General features: G+C 74.7%; 7 protein-coding genes. 4 read left to right on the forward strand and 3 right to left on the reverse strand.

Annotated features, from left to right (window positions below; all coding sequences use genetic code 11):
- The first annotated feature begins 32 nt into the window (after positions 1-32).
- The 3 genes from GA0074704_RS07850 to purE all read left to right on the forward strand — a co-directional run bounded on the left by GA0074704_RS07850 (position 33) and on the right by purE (position 3831).
- Positions 33-2069, forward strand: a complete 2037-nt coding sequence (locus tag GA0074704_RS07850) for a thioredoxin domain-containing protein (protein ID WP_088969880.1) — start codon at positions 33-35, stop codon at positions 2067-2069.
- A gap of 74 nt (positions 2070-2143) precedes the next feature.
- The gene (locus tag GA0074704_RS07855; protein WP_088969881.1) at positions 2144-3304 is read left to right on the forward strand and encodes a 5-(carboxyamino)imidazole ribonucleotide synthase; all 1161 of its coding nucleotides are present in this window, start codon (positions 2144-2146) and stop codon (positions 3302-3304) included.
- A 56-nt stretch (positions 3305-3360) separates the two neighbouring features.
- Complete coding sequence (gene purE, locus GA0074704_RS07860) at positions 3361-3831, forward strand: 5-(carboxyamino)imidazole ribonucleotide mutase (RefSeq protein ID WP_088973530.1); 471 nt, start codon at positions 3361-3363, stop codon at positions 3829-3831.
- Positions 3832-4368: 537 nt separating this feature from the next.
- Here the strand turns inward: purE and GA0074704_RS07865 are convergent.
- Both GA0074704_RS07865 and GA0074704_RS07870 read right to left on the reverse strand, forming a co-directional pair.
- Positions 4369-9279 carry an SCO7613 C-terminal domain-containing membrane protein gene (locus GA0074704_RS07865; RefSeq protein ID WP_088969882.1) on the reverse strand — a complete coding sequence of 1637 codons (4911 nt, stop codon included), beginning with the start codon at positions 9277-9279 and terminating at the stop codon, positions 4369-4371.
- A gap of 170 nt (positions 9280-9449) precedes the next feature.
- A complete protein-coding gene (locus tag GA0074704_RS07870; RefSeq protein ID WP_088969883.1) occupies positions 9450-10877 on the reverse strand; it encodes a UDP-glucose dehydrogenase family protein in 1428 nt (475 codons plus the stop codon).
- Between the two features lie 244 nt (positions 10878-11121).
- Here GA0074704_RS07870 and GA0074704_RS07875 point away from each other — a divergent pair, with 244 nt between their 5' ends.
- The gene (locus GA0074704_RS07875; protein WP_088969884.1) at positions 11122-12285 is read left to right on the forward strand and encodes an acyl-CoA dehydrogenase family protein; all 1164 of its coding nucleotides are present in this window, start codon (positions 11122-11124) and stop codon (positions 12283-12285) included.
- Positions 12286-12380: 95 nt separating this feature from the next.
- On the opposite strand, the gene GA0074704_RS07880 is transcribed toward GA0074704_RS07875, so the two are convergent.
- Positions 12381-12611 (reverse strand): VOC family protein, encoded by a 231-nt coding sequence (locus GA0074704_RS07880; RefSeq protein ID WP_088969885.1) that lies wholly within the window; start codon positions 12609-12611, stop codon positions 12381-12383.
- Positions 12612-12687: the final 76 nt, after the last annotated feature.

Raw genomic sequence — 12687 nt, forward strand, 5'->3', positions numbered from 1 at the left:
CGACGACCGGGACGGCTGGATATGGTCGTCGGGTGAACCGACTCGCCGACGCCACCTCGCCGTACCTCCTCCAGCACGCGGACAACCCGGTCGACTGGTGGCCGTGGTGCGCGGAGGCCTTCGCGGAGGCGAAGCGCCGGGACGTGCCGGTGCTGATCTCGGTCGGCTACGCCGCCTGCCACTGGTGTCATGTGATGGCCCACGAGTCGTTCGAGAACGAGCAGGTCGGCGCGCTCATGAACGAGAACTTCGTGTCGATCAAGGTGGACCGGGAGGAGCGCCCCGACGTCGACGCGGTCTACATGACGGCGACGCAGGCGATGACCGGGCAGGGGGGCTGGCCGATGACCGTCTTCGCCACCCCGGACGGCACGCCGTTCTTCTGCGGCACGTACTTCCCCCGGGCGAACTTCGTCCGGTTGCTGGAGTCGGTCGCCGCCGCCTGGCGCGACCAGCGGGACGCGGTGCTCAAGCAGGGCGCCGCGGTGGTCGAGGCGATCGGCGGCGCCCAGGCCGTCGGCGGCCCCACCGCCCCGCTCACCGTCGAACTGCTCGACGCCGCCGCCGACCAGCTCGCCAAGGAGTACGACGAGCGCAACGGCGGGTTCGGTGGCGCGCCGAAGTTCCCGCCGCACATGAACCTGCTCTTCCTGCTGCGCCACCACCAGCGCACCGGCTCGGCGCGCAGCCTGGAGATCGTCCGGCACACCTGCGAGGCGATGGCCCGCGGTGGCATCTACGACCAGCTGGCCGGTGGCTTCGCCCGGTACTCGGTGGACGGGCACTGGACGGTGCCGCACTTCGAGAAGATGCTCTACGACAACGCCCTGCTGCTGCGGGTCTACACCCAGCTGTGGCGGCTGACCGGCGACCGGCTGGCGCGCCGGGTGGCCCGGGACGTCGCCCGGTTCCTCGCCGACGAGCTGCACCGGCCGCAGGACGGCTTCGCCTCCGCGCTGGACGCCGACACCGACGGCGTCGAGGGGCTGACCTACTCGTGGACCCCGGCGCAGCTGGTCGAGGCGCTGGGCGGGGAGGACGGCCGCTGGGCCGCCGACCTGTTCGAGGTGACCGAGGCGGGAACCTTTGAACACGGCACCAGCGTGCTGCGGCTGGCGCGGGACGTCGACGACGCCGACCCGGCCGTACGGGCGCGGTGGCAGGAGGTCGTCGGGCGGTTGCTGGTGGCCCGGGACACCCGCCCCCAGCCGGCCCGCGACGACAAGGTGGTGGCCGCCTGGAACGGCCTGGCGATCACCGCCCTCGCCGAGTTCCTCCAGGTCGCCGCGCTCTACGGGGACCCGGAGGCGGAGGACGCCAACCTGATGGACGGCGTCACGATCGTCGCCGACGGCACCATGCGGGACGCCGCCGAACACCTGGCCCGGGTGCACCTGGTCGACGGCCGCCTGCGCCGCGCCTCCCGGCACGGGCAGGTGGGCGAGCCGGCCGGCGTGCTGGAGGACTACGGGTGCGTGGCCGAGGCGTTCTGCGCCCTGCACCAGCTCACCGGTGAGGGGCGCTGGCTGGAGCTGGCCGGGCAGCTGCTGGAGACCGCGCTGGCCCGGTTCGCCGCCCCGGACGGCGGCTTCTACGACACCGCCGACGACGCCGAGCGGCTGGTGGCCCGCCCCGCCGACCCGACCGACAACGCCACCCCGTCCGGGCGCTCGGCGATCGTGGCGGCGCTGGTGGCGTACGCGGCGCTGACCGGCCAGACCCGCTACCGGGAGGCGGCCGAGCGGGCGCTGTCGACCGTCGCGCCCCTGGTCGGGCGGCACGCCCGGTTCACCGGGTACGCGGCGACGGTGGGCGAGGCGCTGCTCTCCGGCCCGTACGAGATCGCGGTGGTCACCGACGCCCCGGCCGACGACCCGCTGGTCGCCGCGGCCCGCCGGTACGCCCCGCCCGGCGCGGTGGTGGTGGCGGGCGCCCCGGACCAGCCCGGCGTGCCGCTGCTGGCCGACCGGCCGCTGGTCGACGGGCGGCCCACCGCGTACGTCTGCCGGGGTTTCGTCTGCCAGCGGCCGGTGACCTCGGTCGACGACCTGGTCGCCCAGCTCTCCTGACCGCCGACGCGGCCGTCCCGACCCGCGGACCTCGCGGCCGGGGCGGCCGGCGACCCGGATAGGCTGGCCGCGCTATGGACTCCCGCACCGGTCTTCCCGTCGTCGGCATGGTGGGCGGTGGCCAGTTGGCCCGGATGACCCACCAGGCCGCCATCGCCCTCGGCCAGTCACTGCACGTGCTGGCGGTCGCCCCCGACGACGGCGCCGCGCTGGTCGCCGCCGACGTCCAGTACGGCGACCACACCGACCTCACCGCCCTGCGCACCTTCGCCAAGGGCTGCGACGTGGTCACCTTCGACCACGAGCACGTCCCGACCGGGCACATCCGCGCCCTGGAGGCGGAGGGCGTCAAGCTCTTCCCGCCGGCCGACGCGCTGCTGCACGCCCAGGACAAGCGGGTCATGCGCGAACGCCTCGGCGAGCTGGGCGCCCCGAACCCGGCCTGGCGGCCGGTGGCCGAGCCGGCCGACCTGGTCGCCTTCGGCGACGAGCAGGGCTGGCCGGTGGTGCTGAAGGCGGCCCGCGGCGGCTACGACGGCCGGGGCGTCTGGATGGTGGACGACGCCACCCAGGCCGCCGCGTTGGCGGCGACGCTGCTCGCCGGTGGCACCCCGCTGATCGTCGAGGAGCGGGTGGCGTTGCGCCGCGAGCTGGCCGTGCAGGTCGCCCGTTCGCCGTTCGGCCAGGTCGCCGCGTACCCGGTGGTGGAGACGGTGCAGCGCGACGGCATCTGCGTGGAGGTCCTGGCGCCCGCGCCCGGCCTGCCGGAGGAGCTGGCCGTCGCCGCCCAGCAGCTCGCCATCGACCTGGCCACCGCGCTCGGCGTGGTCGGCCTGCTCGCCGTCGAGCTGTTCGAGACGCCGGCCGGGCTGGTCGTCAACGAGCTGGCCATGCGCCCGCACAACTCCGGGCACTGGACCATCGAGGGGGCGCGCACCTCCCAGTTCGAGCAGCACCTGCGGGCGGTGCTCGACTACCCGATGGGGGACACCTCGCTCACCGCCCCGGTGGTGGTGATGGCGAACGTCCTCGGCGGTGAGCCGGGTGGGATCTCCATCGACGAGCGGCTGCACCACCTGTTCGCCGCGGAGCCGGGCGCCAAGGTCCACCTGTACGGCAAGCAGGTCCGCCCCGGGCGCAAGATCGGGCACGTCACGGTGCTCGGCGACGACCTGGACGACGTACGCGCCCGGGCGGCCCGCGCCGCCCGCTGGCTTCAGGAGGGGCACGAGTGAACGACCTCGCTGGCACGGACGAGGGGCGGACCGGCGCGACCACCGTCGGGCTGATCATGGGTAGCGACTCGGACTGGCCCACCATGCGCGCCGCCGCCGCTGCGCTGGACGAGTTCGGCGTCTCCTATGAGGTCCAGGTGATCTCCGCGCACCGGACCCCGGTCAAGATGATCGAATACGGTCGCGCCGCCGCCGGCCGCGGCCTGAAGGTGATCATTGCGGGGGCCGGCGGGGCCGCCGCGCTCCCCGGCATGGTCGCCTCGGTGACCCCGCTGCCGGTGATCGGCGTTCCGGTGCCGCTGAAGCACCTGGACGGGATGGACTCCCTGCTCTCCATCGTGCAGATGCCGGCCGGCGTGCCGGTCGCCACGGTCTCCATCGGCAACGCCCGCAACGCCGGTCTGCTCGCCGTCCGGATGCTCGGTGTGGCCGACCCGGAGCTGCTGGACCGGATGGCGGCGTACCAGGCCGACCTGGAGGAACTGGTCGCGGAGAAGGACGCCGCGCTGCGTGCCTCGCTGACCTGACCCGTCTGCCGCCGGCAGCCCCTCACGGCCGCTGGTGCCCGACCCCGCGCCGAGCTGCACGTGCTGAGCGCACCGCTCGTCTGTCGCGACCGGACCGGGCCGGACCGCCCGCCCGTGGCCCCGACGGTGGATCTCGCCCTCTGCGCCCCAGCGCCACTCAGCGTGATGGTTTCCGTCGGGGCACCCTCGTCACCGATTGTGTTCGCCAACTCTCCTGCCCTGGATGTTCCACTCTCCCTTTGCTCTGCTGCTGCCGACGCAACATCGAGCTGAGCTGCTGATCGAGTCGGCGTGGACGACGTCGACCGGCCTGCCTGTCGTAGCTATCGGTAACTGTCGCGTGGGGGGCAGCAGAGCAAAGGCGCGGAGGGATTGAGGCGGCTTCCTCCGCCTCGGCACTCAGGGTGAGCAGAGTGGTCGTGCAGGCGGGCGGCAACGGCCGTGCAATGCGGCAAGCCCCGGCAGCTCCCACCCGGACCACTCAGCCCGACCCCCGACCCCCGCGCCCACCCCTCCGATCAATCCCACCCCTCCGCTTCACCGCATGCCGCGCAGTGCCGTCTGGAGTCGTTCCTGGGCGCGGCGGCGCCGTTCGTTGCTCGCGCCGAGCACCAGCAGCAGCAACCCGACCGGGATCATCACCAGCCACGGGCCGAGGCTGAACAGGGCGTGCACCGCGGCGATCGCGGTGACCGTGGCCCCGACGATGACCGGCGCCTGCTGCCGGCTGGTCGACCCGAAGATCAGCACGGCCACCGCGCCGAGCAGCAGCAGCACCTGCCGCAGCATGCTCGAGTCGGTGGCCAGCACGATGGCCAGGGTCGGCACGAAGGCGGCGACCAGAGCCGGCCCGTACGCCACCCAGCTGCTCAGGTCCGGGCGGTGCCGCAGCTCCAGGATTCCGACCAGCAGGGCGAGCGCCGCGAACGGCAGCGTGTACGCCTCCGGCAGCGCCACGTCGGCGACCCGCATCAGGATCCACCAGGCGCTGATCTCGCAGGCCACCACCGACCAGAACAGGATGCGCCGTTCCGTCGGCCGCCGGCCCGGCCGGGTCGCCGCGATGCCGAGCACCGCGCCCCAGGCGGCCAGCAGCGCGGCGATGTGCCGGGGCGAGTCGAAGGCGAGTGCCAGGGCGATGAGCGCCGCGGCGTACCCGCTCCACTCGACCGTGGCCGCCTCCCGCTGCGCCTCGGGGCGACGCAGCCGGGGCAGGGTCGCCGCGAAGACCTGGAGGGCGGCGCCCACCGCCAGCACCCCGAACGCCGACCAGACCGCAGCCAGGCCGGCCACCAGGCCGAGGGTGAGCACGAAGAGCTGGGCCATCAGCGAGGCGAAGAGCCACCCCAGGATCCGGGCCCGCTGGGTGGTGCCGAAGAGCGCGGCGACCGTGCCCACGGCCACCGCGCCGCCGAGGGTGAACAGGGTCAGCTCCCTGGTGGCGAGGTTGCCGGCCAGCCCGGCGCCACCGGCAGCGAGCCCGATCACGAAGACCAGCACCCGGGCGAGCCGCAACGACCGGGCCGGCTCGACCAGCGGGGGCGGCAGGGTCAACGCCAGGCCCAGCATGGAGAGGGTGAACACGGCCAGCCCGGCCAGGGCGCTCTCCGGCCAGCCGTGGCCCAGCGCGATCGGGGTGATCAGCAGGGTCACCGCCGCGCCGGGCAGCACCACGGGGACCGCGCGGGACCGCCGGCCCCCGCTGAACCCGGTGGCCGCCAGCGCGGCGGTGATCGTGAGCAGCAGCGCGGTCAGCACGTGCACGGCGCCGACCGCCCCGGCCGGCGGGGTGAGCAGCTCCGGCGGTGGCCCCTGCCAGATCCGGGTGAGGCACCGGTACGGCTCGACCAGCGCGACCACCAGGGCCGGTGCGATCGAGGCCAGCGCCAGCACGGTCGGTGCCACGGCTGCGGCGAGCGCACCGGCGGCCGGGCTGACCCGCCATCGACGGGCGGTGCCGTCGTCGGGCAGCCGGCGCAGGGCGCCGTCCCACAGCACCGACCAGCGGCGGACCGGGTGGGCCGAGCCGGCGGGCGGCTCGGTGGCGCCGCGGACCAGTTCGGCGAGCACCCCGAGCAGGGCCGCGGCGGCGGCGTACACGCCGGCGGGCAGTCCGGTGAAGATGGCCGCCACGGCGCTGATCGTGGCGCCCCCGACCACCCCGATGCTGGCGTACGGCAGGTATTGCGGGACCCGGCGGCGGGCCGCCGCCACGGCGGCCAGGGCGAGGCTGGACGCGGCGAGCGCCGCGGTCAGCAACACCTCGGCCGGGCGGCCGAACTCGGCCGCCAGGGCCGCCACCGCGCCCGGTAAGGCGAGGACCGCGGCGGCGGTGGCCGCCCCGCCGACCTGCACCAGGTGCGGCGGCATCCCTTCGGACTCCACGTCCTCGACCAGCGGGACGGCCGAGGACCGGGCCAGCGCGGCGACCACCGCGCCGATCAGCGCGATGCTGCCCAGGGCCAGGGCGGTGGTCCACGGCCGGACCAGTCCGGCACCGGCCGCGTGCAGGGCGACCGCGCCCGCCACGACGGCCCGGGACAGCCCGGCCCGCGGGTCGACCGAGGCGGCGGCGGCGACGCCGAACGCGGTGGCCACCGCGGCACCCACCAGCACCGGCGACCACCAGGACAGGTCGAACGCGGCCGGCGCGCCGATGGTGGCGAGCACGGCGGCCACCCCGGCGACGTCGTACCGCCACGGGGACGGCAGCAGGATGCCGGCGGTGACGGCCAGCAGCGCCAACGCCACCGGGGCCTGCCAGGTGGAGCCCCCCGTCGGGGCGGCCGGCCAGCCGGACAGGTCCCCGGCCCAGATCGGGCCGGGGGTGGCCAGCACGCCGAGGCCGCCGCGCAGCGCGGACCAGCCGGCGAGCAGACCGATCAGCACGCCGCCGACCACTATGCCGACGATCGGACCGCGCCGCCACTCCTCGGGCAGCGCCCGGGCGGCGACACCCACCAGCAGGACCAGCGCGGCGGCGACCGCGAGTTGCCCGCCCGGGGTGAGCACGGCCGCGACCCGGACCAGGGTGGCGATCAGGGCGGTGGTGGCCGCGGCCGCCGCCAGGTCGGCGCCGTCGAGCACCAGGTCGGAGCGGCGGCCGGCGTCGATCGACGGGGCGAAGACGAGCAACACCGCCGCGATCAGCACCAGGACGCCCACCCAGGCGTCGGCGACCGTGGCGCCCGGCGCGCCGAACGCCGCCGCGGTGACGGCGAGCGCGCCCAGCGCGGTGCCGACCGTCAACGGGGGACTGACGTGCCGTTGGGACACCTGCACGAGGGCGGCGTACCCGAGGGTGGCGCAGGCGGCCAGGAAACCGGCCGCGAGGATCGGGACGGTCACCTCCCGCAGGCTGGCCGGGGTGGGCGTCGGGTCGACCGGCGCGGTGGCCGCCACGAACGCGGCCACCGCACCCGGCAGGGCGAACGCCGCGCCGCCGGCCGCCCAGCCGGCCAGGGTGTCCGCCCCGGCCGGGGCGATCCGGACCCGGGGGGCGAGCGCCACGAGGATTCCGGCCACGAAGAGCACCAGCAGCACGGCGCAGGTCAGCGCCGGCCGGGCCAGGCCGGCCCCGGCGCCGATCAGCCCCACTCCGGCCGCGGCCAGGGCGTGCGCCCGCGCGGCGCGGGTGGTCGGCGCGGAGAGCCCGGCCAGGCCGATGCCGACCGCGGTCAGCACCATCGGCCACGGGGCCGCCGCCCAGCCGAGCCCGAACGAGGCCGGCACGGCGAGCGCGGTCAGCGCGGCGCCGACCACCGCGAACTCACGCCGGACCTCCGGTGGCAGGGCGAGCACCGCGGCGACGGTGAGCAGGAAGGCGCTGGCGGCGAGCTGCCAGGCGGCCGGCCCGACCCCCGCGGCCAGCTCCGTCGGGTAGCGGTCCAGGTCGGCCGCCCAGGGCGGCAGCGCGGCGCGTACCGGGGCGAGCCCGGCGCGCAGCGCGCCCCCGGCGACCACCAGGCCGGCGACCGTCAACGCGGCGGCCGAGGCGAGCTGGGGCCCCCGCCGGGCCGTCGCGGGCAGCGCCCGGACAGCCAGGCCGACCAGGGTGATGACGGCGGCGATCAGCACCAGGGCGCGCCCCGGCAGGGCCACCGAGGCGACCCGGCCCAGGGCGCCGATCACGGCGAGCGTGACGATGCCGGCCCCGACGTCGGGCAGCGGCGGCCGGCCCACGGCGACCGTCCCGGCCAGCGCTACCGCCGCGGCCAGCAGCAGGACCACCGCGGCGCCGACGGCCAGCGGCACGGTGGTCGCCCGCAGCAGCGCGGTGACCGCGTACGCGAGGGCCATCGCCACCGCGACGCCGTGCAGCAGCATGGTCAGCTCCCGCAGCCAGGGCACCGGTCGGGCCGGCTGTGCCGACGAGGGCGTGGCGGACTGCGGGGAGAGGACCTCGCCGGCCTCCTCCGGGGCGCCCTCCGGGCGGCCACCCCCGTCGCGCTGCCGGGGGGTCGGCGGCGGGGCGGGCTCGGTGGGCAGGTCCCGCCGGACCGGTCGCTCCGTCATCAGGCCGCTGCGCGCCAGCGCCAGGTCCAACACCGCCACCACGGTCAGCACCAGCGCCCAGCCGGCCGGCCCGGTGATCCGCTCGTACGCGAGCAGCGGCAGCACCGGCTGGGCGGCGAGGACGGCGGCGAACCGGGGTGCCCGTAGGCCGGTGGACAGGGCGTACCCCGTCGCCACCACGGCGGTGACCGCGAAGATCGACCCGGCGAAGACGGCGCCCGAGGCGCCCCCGCCGCCGATCCGGTCCACGGCCCACAGCGCGTACCCGGCCAGCGGCACCAGCAGCAGGCCGACCGCGGAGATGGTCTCGGCGGTGGAGGTCAGACCCCGGCGGGCCAGCGCCGGTGGGGCGAGCAGCAGCAGCACCGTGGCGACGAGCAGCACCCCGAGCCGGGCCAGCGCGTCCATCGAGCTGGTGGCGACGGCGGCGAAGACCACGGCGGCCACGCCGAGCAGCAGCGCGCCCAGCCCGAGGGGGATGTTCTGCACCTCGCGGGAGGAGGCCTCCGGCGGGTGCTCGGGATTGTCGGCGTCGAGCCAGCGCGCCGCGCCGGGCGGCGGCGGGGGCGGCGACTCCGGCGGCCCGGGGGGCGCGGTGCCCTGCCGGGGCACCCGGGGTGGCGCCCCGGTGGCGGCGGTCGGCGGCCTGCGGCCGGGACGGCGGCGCAGCACCCGGCGCGGCCGGGTGGCCTGCTTGAGCCGTTCCTCACCGGCGTGCGCGAGGATGTCCCGCTGGAAGAGGGCGGCCTGCATCTTGGCGGCGATCTGCCGCTGCTCCTTGGCGATCTCGGCGTCGCGCGCCTTCATCTCCGCGATCGAGCGCTCGATCTCCGCCAGGTGCTCACCCCACTGTGGCTGGTGCGCGCCGCAGTGTGGGCAGGTGGCGGCAGGTTTGATCTGCCGGCCGCACGAGGAGCACTGAAAGGTCTGCACGACACCCCTCCACCCGGCTGGACCGCACTGTGGACTTCCACTGTCGCAGCATGCCCAAAGCCGGCGCGGATTTCGACCGTTGGCACCGCCTCGGTGGCAACAAAAACATCGACGGCCGACCGCGGAGAGTTCCGCGGCCGGCCGTCAGGTCGGTGAAGGGGCCTGGGGTGTCAGGGGCGACCCATGCCCCGGTAGTCCCAGCCGGCCTGGGTCCAGAGGGTGGCGTCCAGGCAGTTGCGACCGTCGACCACCCGGCGGCCGGCGACCAGCTCGCCGAGGGCGACCGGGTCGGCATTGCGGAAGTCGGCCCACTCGGTGAGCACGCAGACCAGGTCGGCGCCGGTGACCGCGTCGGCCATGCTGGCCTCGTAGCTCAGCTCCGGCATCGCCCGGCGGGCGTTCTCGGCGCCCTGCGGGTCGTAGACGTGCACGTCGGCGCCGGCCTTGTGCAGCAGGCCGGCCACGGCGAGCGCCGGGGCGTCGCGTACGTCGTCGGTGTTGGGCTTGAAGGTCGCGCCGAGCACGGCGATGCGGGTGCCGGAGAAGTCGGGCCCGGCCGGGCCCGAGCGGCGGCCGAGCAGGTCGGCGGAGAGCTGGAGCACCCGGGTACGCCGACGCAGGTTGATCAGGTCGACCTCGTGCAGGAACCGCAGCGCCTCACCGGCGCCCAGCTCCTGTGCCCGGGCCTGGAAGGCGCGGATGTCCTTGGGCAGGCAGGCGCCGCCGAAGCCGAGGCCGGCCTGGAGGAACCGGTTGCCGATCCGGGGGTCGTACCCGATGGCCCGGGCCAGCTGGGTGACGTCGCCGCCGGCCACCTCGCAGACCTCGGCCATCGCGTTGATGAAGGAGATCTTGGTGGCGAGGAAGGCGTTCGCGGCGACCTTGACCAGCTCGGCGGTGGCGAAGTCGGTGACCACCAGGGGGACCTCGCGGTCCTCGGTGGCGGCCAGGTCGAAGACGCCCTTGTGGGCGGCGTAGAGCATGCCGTTGGCCCACTCGCTCTTGACGCCCACCACGATCCGGTTGGGCCGCAGCACGTCGTCGACGGCGAAGCCCTCCTGGAGGAACTCCGGGCTCCACGCCACCTCGACGCCCAGGTCGGCCGGGGTGTGCTTGCCGACCAGCTGCTCCACCCACTCGGCGGTGCCGACCGGGACGGTGGACTTGCCGACGATCAGCGACTTGCGGGTCAGGTGCTGGGCCAGCCCGGTCACCGACGCCTCGACGTACGACAGGTCCGCGCCCATGCCGTCGGCGCGCTGCGGGGTGCCGACGCAGATGAAGTGGACGTCCCCGAAGTCGGCGGTCTCGGCGATGTCGGTGCTGAACCGCAGCCGACCGGCGGCGAGGTTACGGCGCAGCAGCTCGTCCAGGCCGGGCTCGTGGATCGGCACCTCGCCCGCGTTCAGCTTGGCGATCTTGTCGGCGTCGACGTCGAAGCCGAGCACCTCGTAGCCGAGTTCCGCGTAGCAGATGGCGTACGTTGCGCCGAGGTAACCGGTGCCGAGGAAGGTCACCCGGGGCCGTGCCGCGCCCGACGGTGGGCTCACCGCGGCGATGGCCGGCACCGGCTGGCTGTTCGGGTACGGGATCGTCACGCCTGTCTTCTCCGCTCGCGCTGGCGGCGCCTCGTTGCGTCGCAATCGGCCCCGGTGTCTGGCTGGACGCCGAGGGGGATATCTGTCCTGATGATGATCGCCGCTCGGCTTCGACGCCTATCATGCACGAGCCTACGCGGCGGTAAGGGTCGCCTGAACGGTGGTCGCTATCCTTCAATCTGCGCGGTCAGCGGTCAGGTGACGCTTCAGACTGCGCATGATAGCGGTGAAGGGGAGGGGCCACATGCCCGCAGAGGAGTCGTTCGACGTCTACCGGTTGCCCGAGGAGCACGAGGCGATCCGGGAGGCGGTCCGTGAGGTCTGCGAGGCGAAGGTGGCGCCGAACGCCGCCGAGGCCGACGAGACCGCCGAGTTCCCGAAGGCGTCGTACGACGCCCTGCGGGCCGCGGACTTCCACGCGCCGCACATTCCGGTCGAGTACGGCGGCGCCGGCGCGGACGCGCTGGCCACGGCCATCGTGATCGAGGAGGTGGCGCGGGCCTGCGCCTCGTCGTCGCTGATCCCGGCGGTGAACAAGCTGGGCACCATGCCGCTGATCCTGGCCGGCTCGGAGGAGCTGAAGCGGAAGTACCTCACCCCGGTCGCCTCCGGCGACGCGATGTTCTCCTACTGCCTCTCCGAGCCGGAGGCGGGCAGCGACGCGGCCTCGATGACCACCAAGGCGGTCCGCGACGGCGACCACTGGGTGCTCAACGGCGTGAAGCGGTGGATCACCAACGCGGGCGTGTCGGAGTACTACACCGTCTTCGCTGTGACCGATCCCACAGCCCGCTCAAGGGGCATCTCGGCCTTCGTGGTGGAGAAGTCGGACGCCGGGGTCAGCTTCGGCGCGCCGGAGAAGAAGCTCGGCATCAAGGGTTCGCCGACCCGCGAGGTCTACTTCGACAACGTGCGGATCCCGGCCGACCGGATGATCGGCGCCGAGGGCACCGGATTCGCCACCGCGATGAAGACCCTGGACCACACCCGGGTCACCATCGCCGCGCAGGCGCTGGGCATCGCGCAGGGCGCGCTGGACTACGCCAAGGGGTACGTCCAGGAGCGCAAGCAGTTCGGCAAGCCGGTCGCCGAATTCCAGGGCATCCAGTTCATGCTCGCCGACATGGGCATGAAGCTGGAGGCGGCCCGGCAGCTGACGTACGCGGCGGCCGGCAAGTCGGAGCGTGGCGACGCCGACCTGACCTACTTCGGCGCGGCGGCGAAGTGTTTCGCCTCGGACGCCGCCATGGAGATCACCACCGACGCGGTGCAGCTGCTCGGCGGTTACGGCTACACCCGCGACTACCCGGTCGAGCGGATGATGCGGGACGCCAAGATCACCCAGATCTACGAGGGCACCAACCAGGTGCAGCGCATCGTCATGGCCCGCCACCTGCTCAAGGGCTGACCGGGCTCGCTCTTCGGGCGGGGGTCAGGGTCGAGCTTCTGGTCGGCGTCCGTCGGCCATGACCCCCTACCCCAAGGGGCGCGGTGGAGGGCCGGTCACGTGCCGCGGTAGGTGCCCACGCTCCAGAGGTTGCCACCCGCGTCACGGAGATCGAACTGGTGCGACCCGTAGCCCGCGTCGTGCAGTTCGGTCACCACCTCCACCTCTCGGTTGGTCCTGACCCGGCTCCAGATCTCGTTCACGGTGGCGGCCCGGGCGGTGACCACGTACACCCCCTGTGGGCCGGGTGCGCCCCAGGCGCCCGGCTTGCCGCGCGACCCGAACATCACACCCCCGCCGTCGGGCCAGCGGATCGACGTCGGTGAAGCCGACGCTGGGCCCGACGGTGGGTGGGGGAGAGCC

It is taken from the genome of Micromonospora siamensis (assembly GCF_900090305.1).
Taxonomy (GTDB): Bacteria; Actinomycetota; Actinomycetes; order Mycobacteriales; family Micromonosporaceae; genus Micromonospora; species Micromonospora siamensis.